Origin of the sequence: Streptomyces spinosus (genome assembly GCF_020400655.1) — a bacterium.
Taxonomy (GTDB): Bacteria; Actinomycetota; Actinomycetes; order Streptomycetales; family Streptomycetaceae; genus Streptomyces; species Streptomyces argyrophylli.
The window spans coordinates 418,521-444,556 of sequence record NZ_JAINRC010000001.1 but is presented as its reverse complement, the minus strand read 5'-3'; the positions used below and the strand labels follow the sequence as shown (position 1 = coordinate 444,556).

The following is a 26,036-nucleotide window of genomic DNA, read 5'->3' as shown; positions in this document are numbered from 1 at the left end:
GACAGCGAAGGGGCTGACGCGCGCCATGGCCAAACAGAACGTCGCCGAGCAGTTCGTCGACATCCTCGTCCGCGCCGGGGTGCGGCGCCTGTACGGCGTCGTCGGCGACAGCCTCAACCCGGTCGTGGACGCCGTCCGCCGCAACGCCGCCATCGACTGGATCCACGTGCGCCACGAGGAGTCCGCCGCCTTCGCCGCCGGCGCCGAGGCCCAGATCACCGGGAAGCTGGCCGCCTGCGCCGGCTCCTGCGGCCCGGGCAACCTGCACCTGATCAACGGCCTGTACGACGCCCACCGCTCGATGGCCCCGGTGCTGGCCCTCGCCTCGCACATCCCGTCGAGCGAGATCGGCCTCGGCTACTTCCAGGAGACCCATCCGGAACGGCTGTTCCAGGAGTGCAGCCACTACTGCGAGCTGATCTCCAGCCCGAAGCAGATGCCCCGGCTGCTGCAGACCGCCATCCAGCACGCGGTGGGCCGCAGCGGGGTGAGCGTGGTGGCCCTGCCCGGCGACATCGCCGGCGAACCGGCCCCGGAGAAGGCCGCGCAGAGCGCACTCGTCGCCTCCCGGCCCACCGTGCGGCCGGGCGACGCCGAGATCGACGCGCTCGTGGAGATGATCGACGCGGCCGGCCGGGTCACCCTGTTCTGCGGCAGCGGCACCGCCGGCGCCCACGCCGAGGTCATGGAGTTCGCCGGGAAGATCAAGGCGCCGGTCGGGCACGCGCTGCGCGGCAAGGAGTTCATCCAGTACGACAACCCGTACGACGTCGGCATGAGCGGACTGCTCGGTTACGGCGCCGCCTACGAGGCCACCCACGAGTGCGACCTGCTGATCCTGGTCGGCACCGACTTCCCGTACAACGCCTTCCTGCCGGACGACGTGCGCATCGCGCAGATCGACGTACGGCCCGAGGTGCTCGGCCGCCGCTCCCGGCTCGACCTGGCCGTGTGGGGCGACGTCCGCGAGACGTTGCGGTGCCTGATCCCGCGCGTCAGGGAGAAGAAGGACCGGCGCTTCCTGGACCGGATGCTGAAGCGGCACGCCGACGCGCTGGAGGGCGTGGTCAAGGCGTACACCCGGAAGGTCGACAAGCACGTCCCGATCCACCCCGAGTACGTGGCCGCCGTACTGGACGAAGTCGCCGACGCGGACAGCGTGTTCACCGTGGACACCGGCATGTGCAACGTCTGGGCCGCCCGGTACGTCTCGCCCAACGGCCACCGCCGGATCATCGGTTCCTTCTCGCACGGGTCGATGGCCAACGCGCTGCCGATGGCGATCGGCGCCCAGTTCACCGACCGGCGCCGGCAGGTGATCGCGATGGCCGGGGACGGCGGATTCTCCATGCTGATGGGGGACTTCCTGACCCTGGTGCAGTACGACCTGCCGGTCAAGGTGGTGCTGTTCAACAACTCCTCCCTCGGCATGGTGGAGCTGGAGATGCTGGTCGCCGGGCTGCCCTCGTACGGCACCACCAACACCAACCCCGACTTCGCCGCCGTCGCCCGGGCCTGCGGCGCCTACGGAGTGCGCGTGGAGAAGCCCAAGCAGCTCGCCGGGGCCCTCAAGGACGCCTTCCGGCACAAGGGACCGGCCCTGGTGGACGTCGTCACCGACCCCAACGCGCTGTCCATCCCGCCGAAGATCAGCGCCGAGATGGTCACCGGGTTCGCGCTGTCCGCCTCCAAGATCGTGCTGGACGGCGGGGTCGGCCGGATGCTCCAGATGGCCCGCTCGAACCTGCGCAACGTGCCGCGGCTCTAAGGGGAGTGATTTCGGCCAGTTTCACGTGGCGTGACCACGTGACGCCGGCCGGTGCCGGACGCGGCCGGACCGGTGTCCCGGGGCGTCCGTGGCGTCCGGCGGCGTCCGGTGGGCGCGACGTCCGGCCGCCGCGCCGTCCGGTGGCCGGACCTCCCGCGGTACGGATATGGCCGAACCACCGGTCATCGGGCATGCGCCAGGACTGCCCGGGTGCCTGCTGGGCAAGCATCCCCCCGTGAACGTGTTCGACCAGGAGGGGCAGGGACCGGCGGCGTGCGGGCGGGGGTCATGAAGAGGCAGGCGCGAGGGGGCGGTCCCGTGACGATAGGGGCCTTCTCGGCGACAACGGGGGAAGCGACCGACACCACCACCGAACACGCGCGGCGGCTGCGGCGCGAGCTGGAACGGGCGGACCTCAGGGCGGTGCCGGAGGCCCGCCGGGAGCTGCGCGAACTGCTGCGGCACTGGGGCAAGCCGGGCCGCTCGGAGATCGCCGAACTGCTCACCAGCGAACTCGTCACCAACGCGCTCGTCCACACCGACGACGACGCCGTCCTCACGGCCGTCGTGGACCCCGGCGGACTGCGCGTGGAGGTACGGGACTTCGTGGCCCGCAGACCCGAGCCGCACGCGCCGGCGACGGACGACGACACCCACGGCCGGGGCCTGCTGCTGGTGCGGTCCCTCGCCGACGCCTGGGGTGTACGGCCGCACGAGGTGGGCAAGTCGGTGTGGTTCGAACTCGGCGCCGAGGCGGCGTGAGGCACAGCGCGACGGGACGGGGGCGTGACCCGCGCGGTCACGCCCCCGTCCCGTACCGCGGTCGCACCGCGGGTCCGGCCGTCAGCCGAACTGCTGCTCCAGGTCCTTCAGCTTGCGCTCCAGGGAGTCCAGGCGCGGCAGGGCCATGGTGTCGTCCTCGGCGGTGAGGTCGACGGTCACCGGCTCACTCCCGCTGGGGACCCGCTGCAGGGAGGGCCGTGCGCGGACGGGCAGCTGCTCCGCGGTCGATATGGCAGGCTCCGCGGTCGCGGGAGCCGGGCCGCGCTCCACGGCCTGCACCTCGACCTGCCGGCCGGAACCCCGGCCCGCGAAGCCGCGGTGGCCCCGGCTGATCGCCTTGAGCTGGGCGCGCTCCACCCGCTGCTGGTCGCGCCGCCGCTGCCGGGTCTCCTCCTTCTGCCGCTTGTCCTCGCGGACCTCCTCGACGGCCTCGTCGAGGCTGCGCACGCCCTCCAGGAGCATCAGCGACCAGGCCTTGTAGGTCTCGCGGGGCGCCCGCACCCAGCGCACGATCCGGATCTGCGGCAGCGGACGCGGCACCAGGCCCTGCTCGCGCAGCGCGGCCCGGCGGGTCTGCTTCAGCGCCCGGTCGAACAGCACGGCCGCCGACAGCGACATGCCGGAGAAGAACTGCGGCGCGCCGGCGTGCCCCGCGCCCCGGGGCGCGTGCACCCAGTTGAACCAGGCCGCCGCGGCGGCGAACAGCCAGACGAGTATCCGGGAACCGAGCGCCGCGTCACCGTGGCTGGCCTCGCGGACCGCGAGGACGGAGCAGAACATCGCCGCGCCGTCCAGGCCGAACGGCACCAGGTACTGCCAGCCGTCGGTCAGCCCGAGGTTCTGCTCACCGAAGCCGACGAGGCCGTGGAAGGACAGGGCCGCCGCCACCGCCGCACAGCAGAACAGCAGCACGTAGGAGGCCGTGCCGTAGATGGCCTCCTTGCGCCTGCGGCGCTCCTCGCTGCGCTCCCACGAGTCGTCCGCGCTCGCGTTCTCCCCGGCCGAGCGCTTGCCGCGCGCGAGCACCGCCACCGCCGCCAGCACGCCCAGGAGCAGTACGGCGCCCGGAAGCAGCCAGTTCAGCGATATGTCGGTCAGTCTCATCAGGGTCCCTTGCATTGGGATAGGGCGTAACGCCCGCCATAGTGGCCCACTCCCGAGGGCCCTCAGGGGGTTTCGGGGCAAGAGGCCGCCAATAAGGTGCAAGGGGATGCCCAGGACGGCGTTCTGCTCGAACTGCCGCTTGAGGGGCGGGAGTTGAGTTCGAATAAGACTACCCGTACGGATGGTTCCTCGGAAAGTTCCCGCGACGGGTGAGGAAGTTGTGAATCACCTGTCCGGGAACCGCGCCGAGGGCGGGCGGTCCTGTGCGGGTGATCCTAGTGGACGCAGGGGCGTGCTCCCGCCCTGACCACCCCTCAGGCCGCCGCGCACGCCGTGAGTTTGGCGATCCGTTCGCTGTCGCCGGTGCGCGGGCAGGTGGCGCAGGTGTCCTTCGGGCGGACGGTGTAGAACATGCAGCAGCTCACCCGGTCCCGGGTGGGCAGCCGTGCGCCGTCCGGCGCGGTCAGCGTCCGGAACCCGGCGCCGCCGGCGTACGGCAGGGTCGCCCCCGGCAGCAGCAGCTCCAGCTCGCGCACGGCCCGCGCCGCCTCCCGCTCGCCGAACAGCCCCGCGACGTACCAGAGGCCCTCCACGAGCTCGTCGGTCGCCATGCCCCACAGGGCGCGCCCCCGCCGCCGCATCCGGGGCCCGAAGGCGCCGAGCAGCGGCTCCAGGTGGGCGGCCACGGCCGCCCGCACCTCGGCCCGCAGCGCCTCCTCGTCCGGGACGACGACGGCGCCGGGCAGTGCGGCGGCGGGGTCACCCGGCAGACAGGCGAGGGAGACGGGAGGCCGTACGGCCATCCGGCCGGCCGTGCGGTCGTACCAGACGTGTGTCACGGGCAGCCGGGGCACCCGGCGGTGCAGGAACCACGGGACGGTGATCAGCAGACAGGCCGGCCAGGCGTAGCGGTGCAGGCCGAAACTCGCGACGACGTCCGGGCGGGCCGGCCGGCCGTAGTCCCGCACCACCTGGTCCGCGTCCCGGGCGAGGAAGGCGTCCAGCTCCGCGCCGCCCGCGGCGAGCCCGGCGGCGCCGGTCCAGCCCGCGCCCTCCGGGGCCGGGTCGTCCGGTCCCAGTTCGGTCACGGTCAGGCCCGGGAAGGCCGTGGCGAGGCGGTCGTACGCGGCGGTGAGCGGAGAGGCCGCAGCGGGCATGGCGGGACCACCGGTCCTTGGACGCGTCCGCGAGCACGGACTAGGCTGCACAGGTAAGCCTCACCTTATCCGGAGTCGCCGGAGTTTGAACTGCCGCCCGGTGCGCCTAAGGTGCTTGACGGACAAGCGACAACCCGTCGTTAATGACCCCAAGTGCCGACAAGCCGCCAGGAGGAGCCGTGAAGCAGGGCGTGCAGGGCTCCCCGGGCGCGCCGGCCGCCGCGCGCGTGCCCGCGCAGCAGCGGCAGCGGCAGCGGCAGCGGCCGGCCGCCGCCGGCCCGGACCGGGAGCGGGACGCCGCGGTGCCGGGCGCGGCACGCGGCGAGCACACCCACGCGGAGCGGCCGGTCCCGGAGCCCCGGGCCGCGGTGCAGCGCTCCTCGGTGCGCGGGCAGATCCTGGACGCGCTGCGCACGGCGCTGGTCACCGGTGACCTGAAGCCGGGCGAGGTCTACTCGGGGCCGGCGCTCGGGGAACGCTTCGGCGTCTCGGCCACGCCCGTGCGGGAGGCCATGCAGCAGCTCGCGCTGGAGGGCGCCGTCGAGGTCGTGCCCAACCGCGGCTTCCGGGTGGTCGAGCGGGGCGCGCGGGAGCTGGCCGAGCTGGCGGAGGTGCGCGCGCTCATCGAGGTGCCGGTGATGGCGCGGCTCGCGCGTACGGTGCCCGCCGAGCGGTGGGCCGAGCTGCGGCCGCTCGCGGAGGAGACGGTACGGGTGGCCGCCGCCGGCTGCCCGGCGGCGTACGCGGAGTGCGACCGGTCCTTCCACCGGGCCCTGCTCGCCCTGTCGGGCAACGAGCAGCTGGTCCGCGTCGCCGAGGACCTGCACCGGCGCGCCCAGTGGCCCCCGGTGCGGCTGGGACGGACGGAGCTGCTCGCCGACGCGGCGGAGCACCGCGCCCTGCTGGACGCGCTGGCCTCCGGCGACGTCGAGCGGGTGCGGGGGCTCGTGGCCGGGCATTTCGCGGGCGCGGGCTGAGCACCGACGGGGGCGTGGGTACCGGGCGGGGGTCCGCCGGGCCCGTCCGCGCGGTTCCCCGCGCTCCGCGGGCGGGGCGGCCGGCGGGCTCCCGTGGTGCCCCGGGAACGGCGCGGTCGAGCACCACGCGCCCGCGCCCGGCGCCGATTCCCCCGGCCCCCTACGCCGTCGCCACCCCGGGCGCGGGCTGAGCACCGACGGGGGCGTGGGTACCGGGCGGGGGTCCGCCGGGGCCGGGCGCGCGGTTCCCCGCGCTCCGCGGGCGGGGCGGCCGGCGGGTTCCCGTGGTGCGCCGGGAACGGCGTGGTCGAGCACCACGCGCCCGCGCCCGGCGCCGATTCCCCCGGCCCCCTACGCCGTCGCCGCCCCGGGCGCGGGCGGTGCCAGCTGTTGCGCCAGCCACGTCGGCACCCCGCCCAGCAGCCGGAACAGGCGGCGGGCCTCCTCGCGCAGCCGGGACGCCTCCGGTTCCTCCTCCGTGTCGGCCAGGGAGACCAGCGCCGGCGCCGTGCCCACCAGGTAGCCCAGCTCCTCCCTGATCCGCAGGGATTCGGCGAAGCCGTGCCGCGCCTCCGCCAACTCGCCCTCCCGCAGCGCGAGCCCCGCCAGGTGGCGCCAGGTGAAGGACAGCAGCAACGGGTCGGCGTTCGCCGTGGCGGCGGCGTGCGCCCGGCGGAACGCGGCGCGCGCCGCCTGCGGGGCGCCGGCCAGGTTCTGGGCCACCAGCCCCCGCCGGAAGTCCAGCAGGGCCCGCCCCCCGGCCCCCGGCGGGATCAGCGCCGCCGCCCGGCCCAGCGCGGCCCGCGCCTCGTCGGCCCGGTCGCGCACCCCCAGCAGGGTCGCGGCGTACGCCAGGTAGCCCCGCTCGCAGGCGGCGGCACCCCGCTCCTCGTCGCTGTGCGCCACCGCCTCCGCCGTCCGCAGCGCGTCCTCCGCCTCCTCCCAGCCCCGCTCGGTGTACAGGCACCGTTCGGCCAGCAGGGCGGCCCGCTGCAACGCCGGGGCGGGGCGGTCGGCGGGCAGCAGAGCCGCCGCGTCGGCCCAGCAGGCCCGGCTGCGCAACCGCCATACCGCGGTCTGGAGCGGATCGTCACCGGTGGTTCCGTTACCAGACATGGCGGTATGCGCCACGTTGCCCTCCCCGAGCACGCCATCGAGCTGTTGAGTGGTGGCGGCATTCCAGCACCATTCGCGGGGCCCGGCCAAGAGGGTGGGTGAAAGATTTCACAAAGTAGTGGGGCGCGGGCGTGACCTCGTCCGGCCGCCGCACGCCCCGCTGACCTCAGCTCATGCGCAGGGCCAGGAAGAAGTCCAGCTTGTCCTCCAGCCGGGACAGGTCCCGTCCCGTCAACTGCTCGATGCGGCCGACCCGGTAGCGCAGCGTGTTGACGTGCAGGTGCAGGCGGGTGGCGCAGCGCGTCCAGGAGCCGTCGGAGTCCAGGAACGCCTCCAGGGTCGGGATCAGCTCGGCCCGGTGCCGGCGGTCGTACTCCTTCAGCGGGTCCAGCAGGCGGGCGGTGAAGGCGCGCCGGACGTCGTCCGGGACGAACGGCAGCAGCAGGACGTGCGACGCCAGCTCCTGGTGGCCGGCCGCGCAGACGCGGCCGGAACGGGCGGCGGCGACCCGGCGGGCGTGCCGGGCCTCCTCCAGGGCACCGCGCAGGCCCTCCGCGGAGTGCACGGCCGCGCTGACCCCGAGGGTGAGCCGGCCGTCCTCGTCCAGGCCGGCCGACAGCGGCTCGCGCACCGACCGCAGCAGGGCGTCGGCGAGCAGACCGGTCTCCGAGCCGTCGTGCTCGGCGGCGACCGCGGGCAGCGGCACCAGGGCGACGGCCTCGTCGCCGGTGTGCGCGACGGCTATGCGGTCGGAGGGCTCGGGGCCGGTGGCCAGCGGGTCGACCAGCACCTCCTCCAGCAGGGACTGGGCGACCGGGCCGCCCTCGACCTCGCCGTCCTCCCACTCGACCCGGGCCACCACGATCTGCCAGTGCGGGGCCGCCCCGAGCCCGGGGAGCAGCACCGGGGCCGCCACCCGGAGGCGGGCGGCGATCTCGGCGGGCGCGGCGCCCGTCTGCACCAGCTCCAGCACCTCCTGGGCGAGCCGGCGGCGGACCGTGCGGCCCGCGTCCCGGCGGTCCCGCTCCACGGCGATCAGCTGGGTCACGCCCTGCAGCAGGTCCAGGCGCTCGCCGGGCCAGTCGCCCGCGTCCGCCTCGACGGCCAGCAGCCAGTCCGACAGGACCGTCTCGCGGACATCGCGGGCGGCCTGCGGGGAGCGGCCGGAGGAGCGGACCGGGAAGAGGGAGAAGGTGGTGCCGTGCACCTGGACGCGGTACGGGCCGCGGCGGCCGGTGCGGGTGGCCGCCAGGTGCTCGGCGGCGAGCCGGGCGCAGGTCTCGGCGGGCAGCGCCGGGCCCGCCGCCTTGGAACCGGCGATCATCCGGCCGGTGGGGGAGAGCACCCAGGCGCGCAGGTCGAGGTCGGAGCCGAGCAGGTCGAGGACGACGTCCGGGCCGCCGCCGGCCGGACCCGAGGTCATCATCCGGCGGTGCCGGTCCACGACGGCCGCCAGGTCCCCGGCGCGCTCGCCGGAGACCTGCCGCACCACGTGCTCGGTGATCGTCGCGAACGCCACCGACTCGTGCACGGCGAACAGCGGCAGCCGGTGCTTCGCGCAGGCCAGCACCAGGTCGTCCGGCACATCGCCCAGCTCGGCCTCGCCGGCCGCGAGGGCGGCCACCCCGGCCTGCACCAGGATCCGTACGAAGGGCTCGGAGTCGGCGGCGTCCCGGCGCCAGGCGAGCCCGGTGAGCACCAGCTCACCGCCGGAGAGGTAGCGGCTCGGGTCGCGCAGGTCGGTGGTCATGACCCCGCGCACCGCGCGGTCCAGTTCGCCCTCGCCGCCGAGCAGCCGCAGGCCCAGCGCGTCGGTGTCCAGCAGTGCGCGCAGCCGCATCTCGTCGCCGCCGTTCTTCTGTCTCGAAACCTACGATGGATCTTGGAGGAGCACCGTGAAGCGGCCCGGTCAGGGGCCGCACCGGCCGGAGTGGGGGCCGCCGTGCCGTCACCCGTGTTTCCCCGGGAAAACGGAGAGGTGAGCGATGACCTCCGTTCATACGAATCTACAAGATGCTCCTGCTGGCCAGCGAACTCCTTCATGGTTTCGGTGACTGACCCCGTCGGAGCACAGGACGGTGTACTGAGTCCACTCCGCGTGAACAGCACATGAACGAGCCGGGCCCGCCGCACACGGATTGGCTCAATCTGCACGACCTCAAGAGCACTGAGACGAAGAAGAGAGCCGGTCATGGACTTCCTTCGCCCCGCCAGCTGGGAGGAGGCGCTCGCCGCGAAGGCCGAGCACCCCACCGCTGTGCCGATTGCGGGTGGCACCGACGTGATGGTCGAGATCAACTTCGATCACCGCAGGCCCGAGTACCTCCTCGACCTGGGCCGCGTCGGCGACCTCTACGAGTGGGAGGTCGGCGAGGACACCGTGCGGCTGGGTGCCTCCGTCCCGTACACCGCGATCATGGAGAACCTCCGTGCCGAGCTGCCGGGCCTCGCGCTCGCCTCGCACACGGTCGCCTCCCCGCAGATCCGCAACCGCGGCGGCGTCGGCGGCAACCTCGGCACGGCCTCGCCCGCCGGTGACGCCCACCCCGCCCTGCTCGCGGCCGGCGCCGAGGTCGAGGTGGAGTCGGCGGCCCGCGGCACCCGGCGCATCCCGGTCGACGCGTTCTACACGGGCGTCAAGCGCAACGCGCTCCAGTCCGACGAGCTGATCCGCGCCGTGCACATCGACAAGGCCGACGGCCCGCAGCAGTACTCGAAGGTCGGCACCCGCAACGCCATGGTCATCGCCGTGTGCGCCTTCGGGCTGGCCCTGCACCCGCGGACCCGGACCGTGCGCACCGGCATCGGCTCGGCCGCGCCCACCCCGGTGCGCGCCACGGCCGCCGAGGAGTTCCTGAACGCGGCCCTGGAGGAGGGCGGCTTCTGGGACAACGGGAAGATCATCACCCCGTCGGCCGCCAAGCGGTTCGCGGACCTGTGCTCCGCCGCCTGCAACCCGATCGACGACGTCCGGGGCACCGCGAGCTACCGCCGGCACGCGGTCGGCGTGATGGCCCGCCGGACGCTGACCTGGACCTGGGAGTCGTACCGCGGCGCCCGCCGCGCCACCGAGGGAGCTGCGTGATGCGCGTCAACTTCACCGTCAACGGACGCCCGCAGGAGGCCGACGACGTCTGGGAGGGCGAGTCCCTGCTGTACGTGCTGCGCGAGCGGCTCGGCCTGCCGGGCTCCAAGAACGCCTGCGAGCAGGGCGAGTGCGGTTCCTGCACGGTCCGCCTCGACGGCGTGCCCGTCTGTTCCTGCCTGGTCGCGGCCGGCCAGGCCGAGGGCCGGGACGTCGTGACCGTCGAGGGGCTGGCCGACTACGCCAGGCAGCGCTCCTGCGGGACGGGCGCCCGCGGTGGCACGAGCCTGGACGAGGCGAGGGGATGGCAGGCCGGGCGCGCCGACTCGCAGACCGGCGAGGGCACCGGACTGAGCCCCGTGCAGCAGGCGTTCATCGACGCCGGCGCCGTCCAGTGCGGCTTCTGCACCCCCGGCCTGCTCGTCGCCGCCGACGAGATGCTGGAGCGCAACCCGAACCCGAGCGACGCCGACATCCGCGAGGCGCTGTCGGGCAACCTGTGCCGCTGCACGGGCTACGAGAAGATCATGGACGCGGTCCGCCTGGCGGCCGCCCGCCAGTCCGAGGGGGTCTGAGCATGCCGGCCAACGGCGCACCCACCAAGATCACCCAGGGCTCGCAGACCAGGGGCGGCATCGGGGAGTCCACGCTCCGCCCGGACGGCACCCTCAAGGTGACAGGCGAGTTCGCGTACTCGTCCGACATGTGGCACGAGGACATGCTGTGGGGCCAGATCCTGCGCTCCACCGTCGCGCACGCCGAGATCGTCTCCATCGACACCTCCGAGGCCCTCGCCCTGCCCGGCGTGTACGCCGTCATGACGTACGACGACCTGCCCACCGAGGTGAAGAACTACGGCCTGGAGATCCAGGACACCCCGGTCCTCGCGCACGGCAAGGTGCGCCACCACGGCGAGCCGGTCGCGATCGTCGCCGCCGACCACCCGGAGACGGCCCGCCGCGCCGCCGCCAAGATCAAGGTGGACTACAGGGAGCTGCCCGTCGTCACCGACGAGGCCTCCGCCACCGCACCGGACGCGATCCTCGTCCACGAGCACCGCGACGACCACCACGCCGGGCACGTGCCGCACCCGAACATCGTGCACCGCCAGCCGATCATCCGCGGCGACGTGGCGGAGGCGCGCCGGCGCGCGGACGTCATCGTGGAGGGCGAGTACACCTTCGGCATGCAGGACCAGGCCTTCCTCGGCCCGGAGTCCGGCCTCGCCGTGCCCGAGGAGGACGGTGGCGTCCACCTCTACATCGCCACCCAGTGGCTCCACTCCGACCTGCGCCAGATGGCGCCCGTCCTCGGCCTGCCCGAGGACAAGGTGCGCATGACCCTGGCCGGCGTCGGCGGCGCCTTCGGCGGACGCGAGGACCTGTCGATGCAGATCCACGCCTGCCTGCTGGCACTGCGCACCGGCAAGCCGGTGAAGATCGTCTACAACCGGTTCGAGTCCTTCTTCGGGCACGTCCACCGCCACCCGGCCAAGCTCCGCTACGAGCACGGGGCCACCCGCGACGGCAAGCTGACCCACATGAAGTGCCGGATCGTCCTGGACGGCGGCGCCTACGCCTCCGCCTCCCCGGCGGTCGTCGGCAACGCCGCCTCGCTGAGCGCCGGCCCGTACGTCATCGACGACGTCGACATCGAGGCCGTCGCCCTCTACACCAACAACCCGCCCTGCGGCGCGATGCGCGGCTTCGGCGCGGTCCAGGCGTGCTTCGCCTACGAGGCGCAGATGGACAGGCTGGCGAAGGAACTGGGCATGGACCCGGTGGAGTTCCGGCAGCTCAACGCCATGGAACAGGGCACCGTCATGCCGACCGGACAGCCGGTCGACTCCCCGGCGCCGGTCGCCGAACTCCTGCGCCGCGTCAAGGCGATGCCCATGCCGCCCGAGCGCCAGTGGGAGTCCAGCGAGGGCGCCGACGTGCGCCAGCTGCCCGGCGGACTGTCCAACACCACGCACGGCGAGGGCGTCGTACGCGGGGTCGGCTACGCGGTCGGCATCAAGAACGTCGGCTTCTCCGAGGGCTTCGACGACTACTCCACCGCCAAGGTGCGCATGGAGGTCGTGGGCGGTGAGCCCGTCGCCACCGTGCACACCGCGATGGCCGAGGTCGGCCAGGGCGGAGTCACCGTCCACGCGCAGATCGCCCGCACCGAGCTGGGCGTCGCACAGGTGACGATCCACCCGGCGGACACCCAGGTGGGCTCGGCCGGTTCGACCTCGGCCTCCCGGCAGACGTACGTCACCGGCGGCGCCGTCAGATACGCCTGCGAGCTGGTCCGCGAGCGGGTCCTGGAGATCGGCCGGCGCAGGTTCGGCTCCTACCACCCCGCCTGGGCCACGGCGGAGCTGCTGCTGGAGGGCGGCAAGGTCGTCACCGACGGCGGTGAGGTCCTCGCCGACCTGGCCGACGTCCTGGAGGACCGGGTCGTGGAGGTCGAGGAGGAGTGGCGGCACCGGCCGACCGAGCCCTTCGACCTGCGCACCGGCCAGGGCAACGGGCACGTCCAGTACTCCTTCGCCGCCCACCGCGCGGTCGTCGAGGTGGACACCGAGCTCGGCCTGGTCAAGGTCGTCGAACTGGCCTGCGCCCAGGACGTCGGCAAGGCGCTCAACCCGCTCTCCGTCATCGGCCAGATCCAGGGCGGTACGACCCAGGGCCTGGGCGTGGCCGTGATGGAGGAGATCGTCGTGGACCCGAAGACCGCGAAGGTCCGCAATCCCTCCTTCACGGACTACCTGATCCCCACCATCCTCGACACGCCGACCATCCCGGTCGACGTGCTCGAACTCGCCGACGAGCACGCCCCGTACGGGCTGCGCGGCATCGGCGAGGCCCCGACCCTGTCGTCCACCCCGGCCGTCCTCGCGGCGATCCGGAACGCGACCGGGCTGGAGCTCAACCGCACGCCGGTGCGGCCCGAACACCTGACGGGAACGTGACCCTTCGGGGATCCAACCGGTGATTCCCCGGGGGGACCATCTCCCCCCGGGCCCCCACTGTTCGTCTCGGGCCGTCCCCCGGGTCGTCCAATCCCAAATCCCGTGCCCGGTCAAGGCGCCGCACACGGGTGCACCTATGAACCTTGGGAGTTGGCCCATGGCCCAGCAGTCAGTGGAGCCCAGGACCGCCGCCGAGGACGCGGGCGAAGGCAGCCGCGTCCCGGCCGGGCGGTCCTGGCTCGACCGGTACTTCCACATATCCGGAAGAGGATCGACGGTCGCGCGTGAGGTGCGCGGCGGCATCACCACCTTCATGGCGATGGCCTACATCCTCCTGCTCAACCCCCTCATCCTGTCCGGCAAGGACGCGGCCGGGGACACGCTCGGCCAGAAGGCGCTGATCACCGCGACCGCGTTCGCGGCGGCCTTCACCACGCTGCTGATGGGGTTCGTCGGCAAGGTGCCGCTCGCCCTCGCCGCCAGCCTCTCCGTCTCCGGCGTCCTGTCCTCGCAGGTCGCCCCCGCCATGACCTGGCCGCAGGCCATGGGCATGTGCGTGCTGTACGGGGTGGTCATCATGCTGCTGGTCGTCACCGGCCTGCGCGAGATGATCATGAACGCGATCCCGCTCGCGCTCAAGCACGGCATCACCATGGGCATCGGCCTGTTCATCGCCCTCATCGGTTTCTACAAGTCCGGCTTCGTGCACCAGGGCAAGGCCACCCCGCTCGCCCTCGGTCCCGCCGGGGAACTCACCGGCTGGCCGGTGCTGCTCTTCGCCGGCACCCTGCTGCTGATCTTCATGCTGCAGGCCCGGAACGTCCCCGGTGCCATCCTCATCGGCATCGTCTCCGGCACGGCCGTCGCCGCCGTCCTCAACGGCCTCGGCGTCATCGCCCCGGCGCAGTGGGCCGGTGGCGCCCCCGAACTGCACGGCAGCGCCGTCTCGATGCCCGACTTCTCGCTCTTCGGCAACGTCGGGTTCGGCGGCTGGGGCGAGGTCGGCGCGATGACGATCGGCATGATCGTCTTCACCCTGGTGCTCGCCGGCTTCTTCGACGCGATGGCCACCATCATCGGCGTCGGCACCGAGGCCGGACTGGCCGACGACAGGGGCCGGATGCCGGGCCTGTCCAAGGCGCTGTTCATCGACGGCGCCGGCGGCGCGATCGGCGGTGTGGCGGGCGGCTCCGGCCAGACCGTGTTCATCGAGTCGGCGACGGGCGTCGGCGAGGGGGCCCGCACGGGTCTCGCCTCCGTCGTCACCGGCCTGTTCTTCGCGGCCTGCCTGTTCTTCACCCCGGTCACCGCGATCGTGCCGCAGGAGGTCGCCTCCGCCGCGCTGGTCGTCATCGGCGCCATGATGCTGATGAACGCCCGGCACGTGGACTGGGCCGACCGCGCGACCGCGGTCCCGGTCTTCCTCACCGTCGTCCTGATGCCGTTCACGTACACCATCACCACCGGTGTCGCCGCGGGCGTCATCTCCTACACCGCCATCAAGGCGGCACAGGGCAAGGCCCGCGAGGTCGGCGCCTTCATGTGGGGCCTGACGGCCGTCTTCCTCGTCTACTTCGCCCTCCATCCCATCGAGGCCTGGCTGGGCGTGCACTAGGGCCTCTCGTTCGGACCAGCCGGATCAGGGCGCGGTGCCAGGGCCCGCGAGCCCGGCATGGTCCGAACGAGAGGCCCTGACCACCCTGACCCCTGCACCCGTCTTCAAGGAGACCGACAGATGCTGGACATCGCCGACGAGCTGGACCGGTGGGCCGAGCAGGGCCGTGACTTCGCCGTCGCCACGGTGGTGGCCGTCGGCGGCAGCGCCCCGCGCCGGCCCGGCGCCGCCCTGGCGGTGGACGCCGACGGCACGGCGATCGGGTCGGTCTCCGGCGGGTGCGTGGAGGGCGCCGTGTACGAGCTGTGCCGGCAGGCGCTGGAGGACGGCCACCCCGTCCTCCAGCGCTTCGGGTACAGCGACGAGGACGCCTTCGCCGTCGGCCTGACCTGTGGGGGCGTCATCGACGTCCTCGTCACGCCGGTCCGGGCGGAGGGCCCCGGCCGGCCGGTGTACGCGGCCGCGCTGGCCGCCGCCGCCCGGGGAGAGGCGGCGGCCCTCGCGCGGATCGCCGAGGGCCCCGGGGAACTGCGCGGCCGGGCCCTGCTGGTCCGGCCCGACGGGTCGTACGACGGCGGCTTCGGCGCCCACCCCGAGCTGGACCGCACGGTCGCCGCCGAGGCCGGAGCCTTCCTGGACGCCGGCCGTACCGGCACCCTGGAGATCGGCGCACAGGGCTCGCGCTGCGGCGCCCCGCTCACGGTGCTCGTGGAATCCTCCGTCCCCGCACCCCGGATGATCGTCTTCGGCGCGATCGACTTCGCGTCGGCCCTGGTTCGGATCGGCGCGTTCCTCGGCTACCACGTCACCGTGTGCGACGCCCGCCCGGTCTTCGCCACCCGCGCCCGCTTCCCCGAGGCCGACGAGATCGTCGTCGACTGGCCCCACCGGTACCTGGAGCGCACCGAGGTCGACGGCCGCAGCGTCCTGTGCGTCCTCACCCACGACGCCAAGTTCGACGTCCCGCTGCTGAAGCTGGCGCTGCGACTGCCGGTCGCCTACGTCGGCGCGATGGGTTCGCGCCGCACCCACCTGGACCGCGCCGAGCGGCTGCGCGCGGTCGGCGTCGGCGAGCTGGAGCTGGCCCGGCTGCGCTCCCCGATCGGCCTGGACCTAGGCGCCCGCACACCGGAGGAGACGGCGCTGTCCATCGCGGCGGAGATCGTCGCGGGCCGGCGCGGCGGCAGCGGGGTGCCGCTGACCGGTGCGCACACCCCCATCCACCACGACACGGCGGCGGAAACGGCGGGGCGGATCGGGTCGGTCGCCTGAAAAGCGTTTGCCGGCCGCCGCGGTCCCTGTGTTGCATGACGGCATGGTGTCCCCCGACCGGCTGGCGGCCTTCGCCGTCCTGTCCTTCCTGCTCATCGTCGTCCCCGGCCCCAGTGTGCTGTTCGTGATCGGACGGGCGCTGGCCCACGGCCGCCGGGCCGCGCTGACCACCGTCGCCGGCAACACGCTCGGCGCGTACCTGCTCGTCGTCGCGGTGGCGTTCGGCATCGGATCGGTCGTCGAGCGCTCGGTCCTGGTCTTCACGGCCCTGAAGCTCGCGGGCGCCGCGTACCTCGTGCACCTCGGCGTCAAGGCGTGGCGGCAGCGCGGCTCGCTGATGGCGGCGGTCGCGGAGTCCGGCCCGGCGCGCGGTGGCCTGCGCACCCTGGGGGAGGGGTTCGCGGTCGGCGTGGCCAACCCCAAGACGATGGTCTTCTTCGCCGCCGTACTGCCCCAGTTCGTGGACCGCGAGCAGGGTCACGTGCCCGCGCAGATGCTGTTGCTCGGGCTCGTCTTCAACGCCATCGCGGTGATCTCCGACGCCGTCTGGGGCCTGGCCGCCTCGGCCGCCCGCGACTGGTTCGCGCGGTCCCCCCGCCGGCTGTCCGCGGTCGGCGGCACGGGTGGCCTGACGATGATCGGCCTGGGCGTGACGGTGGCCCTGACGGGCCGCAAGGACTGAGGGCCGCGCGCAGGCACCCGCCCCCGGCTCACCCCCGCGCCAGCAGCTGGTCCGCCGCCCGGCCGAACAACAGCCGGGAGGCCGACTCCAGGGGGCCGTCGAAGGCCCGCGGGAGGAAGCGGACGCTCAGGTCCTCCCGCCACACCACGCGGCTGCGGCCCCCGGGCTCCGGGTGGACCTCGATCTCCGCCCAGCCGAGGATCAGCCGGCCGCGTTTGTCCAGGCGGCACAGCGCGGGCGCGTCGCCGGCGGGCGGTCGCCACACCGTCACCTCCATCACGTCGTCGAAGGCGAGCGGGCCGAGCCCCGACCGGGCCACGAAGCGCGTGCCCTCACGGGTCGGCGGGGGCGTGAGCACCCTGATCCGGGTCAGCGGGACCGCGTCGGCGTGGCGCGGCCAGTCGGTGAGCCGGCGCCACGCCTCGCCGGGCGGCAGCGGGACCGTGCGTTCGAAGGAGATGGTGGGCACGGCACGATCCTAGGCAAGGGACCCCGGTCACCGGCGGGTTCACCCGCCGCGCCGTCCCGCTCGCGTAGCAGGTGTCCGCCAGGAGTCGTATGGTGGAACCGTGGGTGCGGGGGCGGCGCCAGGGGGAAACTGCTTCTGCGCTTCCTGCCACGGGCCGGTCAAGCGGCCTGTCGTACGGGGGAGTTGATCGCCATGCCGGTGAAGAACTACGGCGTGCTGGTGGCCCGCGTCGTCGAGACACGGCGCGAGGGCGCGCGGGGGACACCGCACTACCAGATCCACCTGACGGACGACCACGGCACGCACTACCGCGCCGCGGTCAACGTGCTCTCCCAGGAGCACCCCTCCGAACTGCTCTACCTGGTCGCCGACGACTTCCGGCACCCGCTGACCACCGCCCTGGAGGGCCTGCCCGGCGGCTGGAACACCCTGCCGGCCGGCCCCGGCGGCCCGACCCTCGACTTCGTGCGCGGCAACCTGTTCGACCCGGCCGGGATGCGCACGCTCCCGCCGGACGTCGAGGGACCGGACAACGACCTCGCCGACCTCCTCGACCACTACGTGCAGCGCGCGGTCGCGGCCCCGGAGGCGCGGGCGTACGTCTTCGGCTCCCGCTTCGGCCCCGAACCCACCGTCAAGGACAAGGTGTTCGGCTTCCTACCCGGCAACGGCGTGCACGACGTCCACATGAACCAGGGCAACAGCTCCCGCTTCAGGGGCGACGACGGGGTGTGGCAGGACGGCGGGCTTCTGCTGCGCTTCCCCGCGCAGTCCCGCTGGGTCGCCATCTTCCTGGCCTTCCAGAGCCAGTCCTGGCACACCGACGACACCACCGGGCACACCCTGGAGGACGTCGACGGCACCCGGCCCGCGGCCGGAGCGCAGCCCGTGGTGATCATCGCGGCGGCGGTCAACCCGAGGGGCCCCGCTCCCGAGGCGGAGACCGTGACCCTCTTCAACGCCTCGCCTGACCCCGTGGACCTGACGGGCTGGCGGATCGTCAGCCGCCTCGGCCACGGTTCCCCGGTCCCGGCCACGGCCCCGCTCGCGCCCGGTGACTGTCTCGCCGTGCCGCTCACCGGGGAGACCCCGCTCGGCAACCAGGGCGGCGAGATCACCCTCCTCGACGCGGCCGGCCTGAAGGTCCACGGCGTCTCCTACACCGCCGGACAGGCGTCCCGCGAGGGCTGGTCGGTGGTGTTCTGAGCCGGGGAGGCGCTACGGGCGGTACACCTTGCCCGGCTCGGCCCTGCCGGGTGCCAGCAGCTGGGGGACCGTCACGAAGACGTAGCCCCGCGCCTTCAGCGCGTCGATGATGCCGGGCACGGCCGGCACGGTTCCGGGATAGATGTCGTGCAGCAGGATGATCCCGTCCCGGGACGACTGGTCGAGGACCCGCTTGGTGATGAGCGCCGAGTCGTCGGTCGTGTAGTCCTTGGCGGTCACGCTCCACAGCACCTCCGCCAGGCCCAGCTCCTTGCAGATCTTGTGCACGTTGGCGTCGGTGCGGCCCTGCGGCGGGCGCATCAGCGTCGGCTTGCGCCCGGTGAGCCGCTCGATCGCCTCGTCGGGCCGGTTCAGCTCCTCACGTATCTCCTTGTCCGATATCCGGGTGAGGATCTTGTGGTCCCACGTGTGGCTCGCGACCTCGTGGCCCTCCGCCGCCATCCGCTTGACCAGCTCGGGATACTTCTCGATGTGCCGCTTGCCGAGCAGGAAGAAGGTGGCCGGGACCTTCTTCTGCTTCAGGATGTCGAGCAGCCGCGCCGAGTTCTCGCTGGGGCCCGCGTCGAAGGTGAGCGCGATGCACTTGGCCTCACGGCAGTCGACGGTCCCGAACCGGGCCGGTGCCCCGTGCGCCGCCTCGGCGCGGGCGGTGCTCGGGGCGGTCGTGTCGACCTCGGCGCACCCGGACAGGGTCAACGCCAGGCAGGCGGCGGCGGACGCGAGCGCCCAGCCACGCAACCTCCGGCCCGTTGCGCGCATCTTCCTTGGCGCGTCGGTGATCGCGTGTGCGGGCGTCGGGGTCGCTTCGGTCGTCAGAGGCATGCCGGGACTATACACCGCGTGTATAGTCCACGTGTTCGGGTCCCCGTACCGCTTCGGTACGAGGCGGTGTCGCGGCCGGTCACCACGAGCCCGCGCGGCTGCACGCCGGAGCGCCAGGCGTCGTTCGTCCGGGGCCGCCGGCACGCCCGGAAGGACGTCGACGGCCGCTACGAACCCTCCGCCGGGCTGCTCCTCGGCGCCCCCGCCAACCACGCGTGGGAGGTCTCCGCGGACCTGGTCGCCCATCTGCACGCCACCCCGGCGGTCAGGAAACTGATCCGGTACCTGGCCTCCGCCGACGCCCAACGCGCCTGGGGCGCCCAGCAGTCCGGCTTCTCCGTCCACGCCGGCGTCCCGCCCGCCGGCGGCACCGGCCCGGACCGGCGCCGCTCCCTGGCGCGCACCTTCCGCGACCCGGGGCCGTGCGCTGCTTCGCCTCCGACGCGATGCCGCCCGCGGTGCGGGACGCGTTCGCCGAGGCGGCGATCGAACTCCCGGCCCAACGGCCGGCGGGCGGGCCTCGGGGGCGGCACAAGGGCGCGCCCGCGTGGGCGGGGGAGCGTCCACGCGTGACCCCGCGTCGCGTCCTGACGGCGTACGCGCGGGCCCGGGGGAGCGTCCACGCGTGACCGCGCGTCGCGTCCTGACGGGGTACGCGCGGGCCCGGGGGAGCGTCCGGGCGTGACCGCGCGTCACGCCCCGACGGCGTGCGCGCGCGGCCCCGGCCCCGGCCGCGCCCCGTGGAGCCGGCGGTGTACGGGTCCGCTCAGTCCATCGCCCAGGGCAGCGTGAGCGCGCGTCCCTGGGCCCGGCCCGCCTCGGCGGCCGGGCGTCGGGTGGCCGGGTCGAGGGCGTTGTCGCCGATCGCCGCGGCCGACGCCTCGTCGGGAGCGACGACCACGACCTCGGCGCCTTCCGCGCGCAGCTCCGCCACGGACCGCTCCAGCGGCCGCTCGCTGGGGAAGGGCTCGGTCGCGCCCAGCGGCACCAGCACCAGCACCCGGTCGGCGCCGGCGGCGAGGTCGGCGTTGGCGATGGACCGCACCCCGCCGTCCACGTAGCGGCGTCCGCCGATCGTCACCGGCGGCCACACGCCCGGCACGGCGCAGCTCGCGGCGACGGCGTCCACCAGCGGCACGCCCGAGGTCCGGTCGAAGACCCGCGGCTCACCGCTCACCGCGTCCACCGCGACGATCCGCAACGCCCGCTCCGGCCACCCGTGGGACGGCAGCCGGGACTCGATCACCGCGCGCCGCTCCGCCTCGGAGACCGTCCGCGCGTCCAGGGCCGCCCGCCCGACCGCGCGCCGCAACTCGGCCAGGGAGGCGGCCGATCCCATGGCCGCGCCGATCTCCGCCGCGAACTTCTCCAGGTCCATCTCGGCCATGATCTCGGCGGCCTGGAGGGCGGGGTCCACCTGCCGGGCGTACAGCTCCTCCAGACCCAGCCCGCTGCCCACCTGCGCCGCCACGGTGGACCCGGCCGAGGTCCCCACGAGCAGACCGGCGCCGGTCACGTCCCGTCCGGCCTCGGCGAGCCCCGCCAGCACCCCGGTGATCCAGGCGATCCCGCCCACGCCGCCGCCGCCCAGCACCAACGCCTCGCTCATGTCCGCCCCTTCCGCGGTGTCCCTGGTCCCGCGTACGACACCACAGCCGGCGGCGGAGGGACAACCGCCGGGCATCGCGGACACGCACTGTCCGCGACGGGTGTCAGGGTACGGTCATGACCCAGAGCACAGGGAAGCGGAGCGGGCCGGGAGGCGCGCCCGTCATGGACGTCCGGGCGCTGAACCGCGCCACCCTCGCCCGGCAGCTCCTGCTGAGCCGGTCCACGCGGCCGGCCGGGGACGCGGTGAGTCATCTCCTCGGACTCCAGGCGCAGAACACCAGGCCCCCGTACTACGCCCTCGCCGCCCGGCTGGACGGATTCACGCCGGAGCGGTTGTCCGCGCTCATGGCCGGCCGGGACGTGGCCCGGATCGTCACGCTGCGCTCCACGATCCACACCCACACCGCCGACGACTGCCTCACCCTGCCGTCCTTCGTCCAGCCGGCCCGCGACCGCGGACTGGTGAACTTCCGCGCGGGGCTGACCGGCGTCGATCCGGACCGGCTCGCGGCCGTCGCCCGGGAACTGGTGGAGACCGAGCCGCGGACCATGGCCCAGTTGCGCGCGGCGCTCGGCGCCGAGTGGCCGGACGCCGACCCGCAGGCCCTCGTCGTCGCGGCCCGCTGCACGCTCCCGCTCGTCCAGGTGACCCCGCGCGGCCTGTGGGACGAGAGCGGCCAGGTCGCGCTCACCACGGCCGGGCACTGGCTGGGCCGCCCCACCGGACCCGCCCCCGAGCCGGACGCCATGGTCCTGCGCTACCTCGCGGCCTTCGGCCCCGCCTCCGTGCGGGACATGCAGACCTGGGCCGGACTCACCCGCCTCGCGCCCGTCTTCGCACGCCTGCGCCCCCGGCTGCTGACCTTCCGTGACCCGCGCGGTGCCGAGCTCTTCGACCTCCCCGCAGCCCCGCGCCCCGACCCGGCCACCCCCGCACCGCCCCGCTTCCTGCCCGAGTTCGACAACCTCCTGCTCTCCCACGCCGACCGCACCCGGGTCGTACCGCCCGAGTACCGCGGCCGGCACTGGCAGGGCAACCAGGCCCACCGCACGCTGCTGGTCGACGGTTTCCTGGCCGGTCTGTGGAAGCTCGAGGGCCGCACCCTCGTCATCGAGACCTTCGCCGAGCCCGGCAGGGCACGGCGGGAGGAGGTGACCGCGGAGGCGGAGCGGATGCTCGCGGTCATGCACCCGGGCACCGCGTACGACATCCGGTTCGGGGACGTCGTACGGCGCTGAGGGCATCGTACGACACGACCGAGCGGTGGAGAGGGGGGGGGGGGGGGGGGGGGGGGGGGGGGGGCCCCCCCCCCCCCCCCCCCCCCCCCGGCCGTCACCCGAGCGGGGCTCGGGAAGTCTTCCGGGTCACGAGCCGACCTGCGCGGTCACCAGGTCCGAGAAGGTGGTCAGCCGGGTGTAGACACCCGGGTAACCGGCCTCCGCGCACCCCTCGCCCCAGGAAGTGATCCCTGCCAGGACGCCCCCGATGAGCAGGGGACCGCCGCTGTCGCCCTGGCAGGTGTCAACGCCGCCGGACGTGTATCCGGCGCAGACCATGTCGGACTGGACGAAGTCCGAACCGTAGGAGGAGCGGCAGCCGGAGTCGGACACGACCGGGACGGTCGCGGTCCGCAGCTGGTTGGAGGAGCCGCCGTTCTCCGCGGTGGTCCCCCAGCCGAGGATGCGGGCGGTGGTGCCGGCCGCGTACACGCTCGTCTGGGAGGAGGTGACGTACTTGGCCGTGGTGTACGGCATCGACGTCGAGAGGGTCAGTACGGCCACGTCGTCGCCGTTGGTGGCGTCCGTGTAGTCCGGGTTGATCCAGATCTTGCTGACCCGGCTCACCGTGCCGTTGGTGCCGTTGAGGTAGGTCCGGCCGCCGATCACGCGGACGCTGCCCGTGGTCTCTCCGACCATGCAGTGCGCGGCCGTGACCACCTTCGTGGGTGCCACCAGGGTGCCGCCGCAGAACTGGTTCTGCGACGCGTCCGTGATCTGCATCATGAACGGGTACGCGGTCGTCGTGGTGGTCGTGCCGCCGACGATGGGCTGGGGGGCTGCGCTCGCCGTGGGGGAGGCGAGCAGCGCGGAGGCCGCCGCGGCGGCGGTGGCCACCACGGTCGCGGCGGTCTTTCTAGCACGTGTGAGCCCGAACATGAGTCTCCTCAGTGGGGTTGCACCGGTGGGGGGTTCGCGCGGGTCGGTGTGGGGGGTTTGCATGGGGGTCGCGGGACCGACCCCCATGTGCCCGGGCGAGCGGCACGCCCATTACGCTAGGACCCGGCACCCTCGGCTCCCAATGAGGGAACCCCCTAGGGGGTTGGGTGAGGGAAAACCCTCGGTCCGGTTCAGTTAACAAGAGCACCGCTCAGGGCGCGCGGTGACCTGCCGCCAATCGGACGATGTCCACCCGCGAGCGGATCCCCAGCTTGCGGTAGACCCGTGTCAGGGTCGCCTCCACCGTCTTCACGCTGATGAACAGCCGGGCCGCGATCTCCCGGTTCGTGGCTCCCTCCATGACGAGCGCGGCGACCTGACGCTCCATCGCGGCCAGCGCGTGCAGCGCGTCCAGGGCCTCCGGCACGGCCGGCGCGGGTTCCGGTCCGGCGGTGGCCGGGGATTCGTCCACTTGGCGCAGCCAGGGCAGCGCCCGGCAGCGCCGGAACAGCCGGGTGGCCTCCTCGAACACGGCCGGTCCGGCCTCCGGGCCGCCGCGCAGCCGGGCCAGCGCGAACGCGGCCCGTGCCTCCTCCAGGCCGTAGCCGAGCTTGCCGAGCCGGTCCTGAGCGGACGTCAGCTGGGCGAGCGCGGCCTCCCGGTCGCCGCGGGCGGCGCGCACCAGCGCCTCGGACCGGTCGAGCACGGCGAGGACGCTCTCCCGGCCGAGCCGCAGCGCGTGTTCCCGGCTGACGTCGATGACGTCCTGCGCCTCGGCCGCCTCACCGGTCAGGACGAGCGCCTCGGCGAGGTCGCCGTGCCAGCGGCCCCGGGCCGGGTCGGTGATGCCGAGGCCCAGTTCCAGGGTGCGCACCCGGCGCAGCGAGCGCACGGTGCCCGCCGGGTCCCCGGCCACCAGCCGGGCGTACCCGAGGGCGCCCAGCGCCCGGGACAGGTACATCTGGTCGCCGTCCTCCTCGGCGTGGTGCACCGCCTCCAGGGCCAGGGCCAGGGCGCGGTCCACATCGCCGCCGGAGGCCTCGGCGAGCGAGGTGAGCATCGCCGAGGCGGTCTCGCCGATCCCGGAGTCCCGGGCGAGCCGCAGACTGTCGCGGGCCAGTTCCAGGGCCCGGCCGCAGTGTCCGGCGCGCAGCTCGGTCTCGGCGAGAGCGCGCAAGAAGTGCACCTCGCTCTCCACCGAGCCGCGCCGGCGCACCTCGCGCAGCAGCCCGGTGACCGCGGCCCGGGCCTCGGCCAGCTGGTCCCCCATGACCAGCCAGCGGAACCGGGCGCTGCCCGCGCCGTTGTGATGCCACGCCACCCGGGGGTCCTGGGGCTCCTTCAGGGCCCGCTTGATGGTGCGGGGCGCCTCCGGGTGACCCATCAGGGTCTCGGTCTGCGCCTGGAAGGCGAGGGAGAGCAGCTCGGTGCGCCGGTCCCCGCCGCGGGCGGCCAGCTCGGCGGCGTGCGCGGCGGCCTCCCGGGCCTCGGTGAAGTCGCCCTCCACGATGAGTGCCCGCCAGGCCAGCTGGTAGTGGACCAGGGCGAGCAACCGGGGGTCGTCGCCGGCGTCGGCGAGGGCCTGCGGGAAGACGGCGTCGACCTCGGCCATGGTGTGGCCGGCGGTGTCGATGACGATCATCCAGGCCCGCACGCGGTCGGCGGGCACGGTCGCCCGGGCCAGTACCTCCCGGGCGATGTCCCGGGCCAGGTCGACCTCGCCGGCGGTGATGGCGTCCTCGGCGGCCGTCAGCCGGCGTTCCTGCGGGCTCGGGGAGCCGTCGGCGGGGGTGTGCCGGGCGGCGAGCAGCCCCAGCTGGGCGGCGACCGAGGGCGCTCCGCGGTCCCGGGCGAGGGCGGCGGCCTCGGCGAGCCGGGCGGCGACCTCCGGGTCGGTGCCGGTGGTGGCCAGGGCCAGGTGCCGGGCCCGTTCGATCGGGTCGGAGGCCGCGGTGGACAGCGCCGCGTGCGCGGCCCGCCGTTCGTGGGCGGGCGCCTCCGCGTACAGCGCGGCGGATATCAGCGGGTGCGCGAACCGTACGGCCGGGGCGTCCGGCTCGGTGGCCAGCAGCCCGAGTTCGGCGGCCTGGGCGCACTCGGCCTCGGCGTTCTCCCGGCCGGCCGCGTGCAGCAGGGCCGGGGTGGGGCGGGCGCCGGCGCTGGCCACCAGCAGGGTGCGGCGGGCCTCCACGGAGAGCATGTCCAGCCGGCTGAGCACCAGGGCGCGCAGCGAGGTCGGCACGGGCAGCGGCTCGCCCGGCCGGGGCGGGGTGGGGCTGTCGGCGAGGGCGCGGCCCAGTTCCAGGGCGAAGAGCGGGTTGCCGCCGCTGGTGCGGTGGATCTCGCGGACCGTGGAGCGGGACAGGCAGCCGTGGCCGCGGTGGTCGAGCAGCTCGGCGACCTGGGTGCGGGAGAGCGGGCCCAGCCGGACCGCGAGGGTGCCCGGCGGGCAGGCGCGCAGGTGGCGGTCGTACTCCTGGCTCTGCCGGCCCTCCGTGCGGACCGCGCACAGCAGTTGCACCGGGGTGCCGTCCAGGCGCCGGGCGGCGAAGCCGAGGAGTTCGGCGCTGGCCGGGTCCAGCCACTGGAGGTCGTCGGCGACGACCAGGACGGGGCCGTGGGCGGCGAGGGCGCGCAGCGCTGACAGCACGGCGAGGCGCAGGGCGAGTCCGTCGCGCTGGAGGCTGGACTCGCCCCGGCCGGTGAGCGCGGACTCCAGGGCGGTGCGCTGGGCGGCGGGCAGCCGCGGGGAGACCTCGTCGAGCACCAGGCCGAGCAGGTCGGCGAGGGCGAGGAAGGGCAGGTGGGATTCGGACTCGGTCGCCGAGCAGCGCAAGACCGTGCGGGCGGTGGCGCCGTATTCCTCGGCCAATGCCCGCAGGACGGTGGATTTCCCTATTCCGGCGGGGCCGTGGAGCAGCACACTGCCCCCGGAGGCGAGTCGCTCACGGGCGTCGGCGAACAGCTCCTCGCGGCCTATGACCAGGTCGGGGCGGCACCTGGCAGGCTCCTTGAAGTCCCGTCGCACGGTCACCGCTCCCCTCGTGTGTCGTGTCCGGAGCAAATTCTAGGCAACGATCCCTGAAATCCGGACGGAAGCCCTGGTGAGGGAAATAACAAACGGTCAAGCAGAGGGAAATTCAAAGTGCCGCCGGATGAATGGTCAGGTTTCCTGACCAACGGGTTTCCCGGACGGGGGGTTGCATGACCGTCAGGTTTCCCGGTCGGAGGG

Annotated in this window: 21 protein-coding genes; 12 read left to right on the top strand and 9 right to left on the bottom strand. The window is 74.0% G+C overall.

Annotated features, from left to right (window positions below; genetic code table 11):
- Positions 1-25: 25 nt before the first annotated feature.
- Together LG395_RS01895 and LG395_RS01890 are read left to right on the top strand one after the other, a co-directional pair.
- Positions 26-1,768, top strand: a complete 1,743-nt coding sequence (locus LG395_RS01895) for a pyruvate dehydrogenase (protein WP_171151618.1) — start codon at positions 26-28, stop codon at positions 1,766-1,768.
- A gap of 318 nt (positions 1,769-2,086) precedes the next feature.
- Entirely contained in the window at positions 2,087-2,530 is a 444-nt protein-coding gene (locus tag LG395_RS01890; RefSeq protein ID WP_171151616.1) for an ATP-binding protein, read from the top strand.
- An 81-nt stretch (positions 2,531-2,611) separates the two neighbouring features.
- Here the strand turns inward: LG395_RS01890 and LG395_RS01885 are convergent, their stop codons facing one another.
- Entirely contained in the window at positions 2,612-3,655 is a 1,044-nt protein-coding gene (locus LG395_RS01885; protein ID WP_171151614.1) for a DUF2637 domain-containing protein, read from the bottom strand.
- A gap of 314 nt (positions 3,656-3,969) precedes the next feature.
- On the bottom strand, positions 3,970-4,812 hold the full coding sequence (locus LG395_RS01880; RefSeq protein WP_225808184.1) for a (2Fe-2S)-binding protein: 843 nt from the start codon (positions 4,810-4,812) through the stop codon (positions 3,970-3,972).
- Positions 4,813-4,991: 179 nt separating this feature from the next.
- Here LG395_RS01880 and LG395_RS01875 point away from each other — a divergent pair, with 179 nt between their 5' ends.
- Positions 4,992-5,789, top strand: coding sequence for a GntR family transcriptional regulator (locus LG395_RS01875; RefSeq protein WP_225808183.1), 798 nt, complete (start codon positions 4,992-4,994; stop codon positions 5,787-5,789).
- Between the two features lie 351 nt (positions 5,790-6,140).
- On the opposite strand, the gene LG395_RS01870 is transcribed toward LG395_RS01875, so the two are convergent.
- On the bottom strand, positions 6,141-6,905 hold the full coding sequence (locus LG395_RS01870; RefSeq protein ID WP_171151609.1) for a hypothetical protein: 765 nt from the start codon (positions 6,903-6,905) through the stop codon (positions 6,141-6,143).
- 166 nt (positions 6,906-7,071) lie between these two features.
- Entirely contained in the window at positions 7,072-8,745 is a 1,674-nt protein-coding gene (locus LG395_RS01865; protein ID WP_171151606.1) for a PucR family transcriptional regulator, read from the bottom strand.
- 351 nt (positions 8,746-9,096) lie between these two features.
- Here LG395_RS01865 and LG395_RS01860 point away from each other — a divergent pair, with 351 nt between their 5' ends.
- The 6 genes from LG395_RS01860 (at position 9,097) to LG395_RS01835 (ending at position 16,518) form a co-directional block, all read left to right on the top strand.
- The gene (locus LG395_RS01860; protein WP_225808182.1) at positions 9,097-9,990 is read left to right on the top strand and encodes an FAD binding domain-containing protein; all 894 of its coding nucleotides are present in this window, start codon (positions 9,097-9,099) and stop codon (positions 9,988-9,990) included.
- Entirely contained in the window at positions 9,990-10,565 is a 576-nt protein-coding gene (locus LG395_RS01855) for a (2Fe-2S)-binding protein (RefSeq protein WP_225808181.1), read from the top strand. The genes LG395_RS01860 and LG395_RS01855 overlap by 1 nt, the downstream gene beginning before the upstream one ends.
- 2 nt (positions 10,566-10,567) lie before the next feature.
- Entirely contained in the window at positions 10,568-12,949 is a 2,382-nt protein-coding gene (locus LG395_RS01850; RefSeq protein WP_225808180.1) for a xanthine dehydrogenase family protein molybdopterin-binding subunit, read from the top strand.
- A gap of 157 nt (positions 12,950-13,106) precedes the next feature.
- On the top strand, positions 13,107-14,564 hold the full coding sequence (locus LG395_RS01845; RefSeq protein WP_225808179.1) for an NCS2 family permease: 1,458 nt from the start codon (positions 13,107-13,109) through the stop codon (positions 14,562-14,564).
- 120 nt (positions 14,565-14,684) lie between these two features.
- Complete coding sequence (locus tag LG395_RS01840; RefSeq protein WP_225808178.1) at positions 14,685-15,836, top strand: XdhC family protein; 1,152 nt, start codon at positions 14,685-14,687, stop codon at positions 15,834-15,836.
- 43 nt (positions 15,837-15,879) lie between these two features.
- Entirely contained in the window at positions 15,880-16,518 is a 639-nt protein-coding gene (locus tag LG395_RS01835) for a LysE family translocator (protein WP_225808177.1), read from the top strand.
- Positions 16,519-16,546: 28 nt separating this feature from the next.
- Here LG395_RS01835 and LG395_RS01830 read toward each other — a convergent pair whose 3' ends face one another.
- Positions 16,547-16,987, bottom strand: coding sequence for an SRPBCC family protein (locus tag LG395_RS01830; protein ID WP_171151592.1), 441 nt, complete (start codon positions 16,985-16,987; stop codon positions 16,547-16,549).
- A 192-nt stretch (positions 16,988-17,179) separates the two neighbouring features.
- Here LG395_RS01830 and LG395_RS01825 point away from each other — a divergent pair, with 192 nt between their 5' ends.
- Positions 17,180-18,193 carry a DUF2278 family protein gene (locus tag LG395_RS01825; RefSeq protein ID WP_225808176.1) on the top strand — a complete coding sequence of 338 codons (1,014 nt, stop codon included), beginning with the start codon at positions 17,180-17,182 and terminating at the stop codon, positions 18,191-18,193.
- Positions 18,194-18,205: 12 nt separating this feature from the next.
- Here LG395_RS01825 and LG395_RS01820 read toward each other — a convergent pair whose 3' ends face one another.
- Positions 18,206-19,036, bottom strand: coding sequence for a polysaccharide deacetylase family protein (locus tag LG395_RS01820; RefSeq protein ID WP_372463193.1), 831 nt, complete (start codon positions 19,034-19,036; stop codon positions 18,206-18,208).
- Positions 19,037-19,102: 66 nt separating this feature from the next.
- Between LG395_RS01820 and LG395_RS01815 the strand changes: the two genes are divergently transcribed.
- Positions 19,103-19,609: a hypothetical protein gene (locus tag LG395_RS01815; protein WP_225808175.1), complete on the top strand. Its 507-nt coding sequence runs from the start codon at positions 19,103-19,105 to the stop codon at positions 19,607-19,609.
- 193 nt (positions 19,610-19,802) lie between these two features.
- Here LG395_RS01815 and LG395_RS01810 read toward each other — a convergent pair whose 3' ends face one another.
- A complete protein-coding gene (locus LG395_RS01810; RefSeq protein ID WP_225808174.1) occupies positions 19,803-20,645 on the bottom strand; it encodes a patatin-like phospholipase family protein in 843 nt (280 codons plus the stop codon).
- Positions 20,646-20,761: 116 nt separating this feature from the next.
- Between LG395_RS01810 and LG395_RS01805 the strand changes: the two genes are divergently transcribed.
- Complete coding sequence (locus LG395_RS01805) at positions 20,762-21,886, top strand: winged helix DNA-binding domain-containing protein (RefSeq protein WP_225808173.1); 1,125 nt, start codon at positions 20,762-20,764, stop codon at positions 21,884-21,886.
- Positions 21,887-22,012: 126 nt separating this feature from the next.
- Here the strand turns inward: LG395_RS01805 and LG395_RS01800 are convergent, their stop codons facing one another.
- Together LG395_RS01800 and LG395_RS01795 are read right to left on the bottom strand one after the other, a co-directional pair.
- Positions 22,013-22,804, bottom strand: coding sequence for a S1 family peptidase (locus tag LG395_RS01800; RefSeq protein ID WP_171151584.1), 792 nt, complete (start codon positions 22,802-22,804; stop codon positions 22,013-22,015).
- Between the two features lie 211 nt (positions 22,805-23,015).
- Positions 23,016-25,838, bottom strand: a complete 2,823-nt coding sequence (locus tag LG395_RS01795; protein ID WP_225808172.1) for an ATP-binding protein — start codon at positions 25,836-25,838, stop codon at positions 23,016-23,018.
- Positions 25,839-26,036: the final 198 nt, after the last annotated feature.

Coding starts and splice junctions, on each gene's coding strand:
- LG395_RS01855 (WP_225808181.1), top strand. CDS start 9,990: ATGCGCGTCAACTTCACCGTCAACGGACGCCCGCAGGAGGCCGACGAC.
- LG395_RS01825 (WP_225808176.1), top strand. CDS start 17,180: ATGCCGGTGAAGAACTACGGCGTGCTGGTGGCCCGCGTCGTCGAGACA.
- LG395_RS01850 (WP_225808180.1), top strand. CDS start 10,568: ATGCCGGCCAACGGCGCACCCACCAAGATCACCCAGGGCTCGCAGACC.
- LG395_RS01880 (WP_225808184.1), bottom strand. CDS start 4,812: ATGCCCGCTGCGGCCTCTCCGCTCACCGCCGCGTACGACCGCCTCGCC.
- LG395_RS01840 (WP_225808178.1), top strand. CDS start 14,685: ATGCTGGACATCGCCGACGAGCTGGACCGGTGGGCCGAGCAGGGCCGT.
- LG395_RS01805 (WP_225808173.1), top strand. CDS start 20,762: ATGACCCAGAGCACAGGGAAGCGGAGCGGGCCGGGAGGCGCGCCCGTC.
- LG395_RS01895 (WP_171151618.1), top strand. CDS start 26: ATGGCCAAACAGAACGTCGCCGAGCAGTTCGTCGACATCCTCGTCCGC.
- LG395_RS01810 (WP_225808174.1), bottom strand. CDS start 20,645: ATGAGCGAGGCGTTGGTGCTGGGCGGCGGCGGCGTGGGCGGGATCGCC.
- LG395_RS01885 (WP_171151614.1), bottom strand. CDS start 3,655: ATGAGACTGACCGACATATCGCTGAACTGGCTGCTTCCGGGCGCCGTA.
- LG395_RS01845 (WP_225808179.1), top strand. CDS start 13,107: ATGGCCCAGCAGTCAGTGGAGCCCAGGACCGCCGCCGAGGACGCGGGC.
- LG395_RS01865 (WP_171151606.1), bottom strand. CDS start 8,745: ATGCGGCTGCGCGCACTGCTGGACACCGACGCGCTGGGCCTGCGGCTG.
- LG395_RS01870 (WP_171151609.1), bottom strand. CDS start 6,905: ATGTCTGGTAACGGAACCACCGGTGACGATCCGCTCCAGACCGCGGTA.
- LG395_RS01860 (WP_225808182.1), top strand. CDS start 9,097: ATGGACTTCCTTCGCCCCGCCAGCTGGGAGGAGGCGCTCGCCGCGAAG.
- LG395_RS01835 (WP_225808177.1), top strand. CDS start 15,880: ATGGTGTCCCCCGACCGGCTGGCGGCCTTCGCCGTCCTGTCCTTCCTG.
- LG395_RS01820 (WP_372463193.1), bottom strand. CDS start 19,036: ATGCCTCTGACGACCGAAGCGACCCCGACGCCCGCACACGCGATCACC.
- LG395_RS01800 (WP_171151584.1), bottom strand. CDS start 22,804: ATGTTCGGGCTCACACGTGCTAGAAAGACCGCCGCGACCGTGGTGGCC.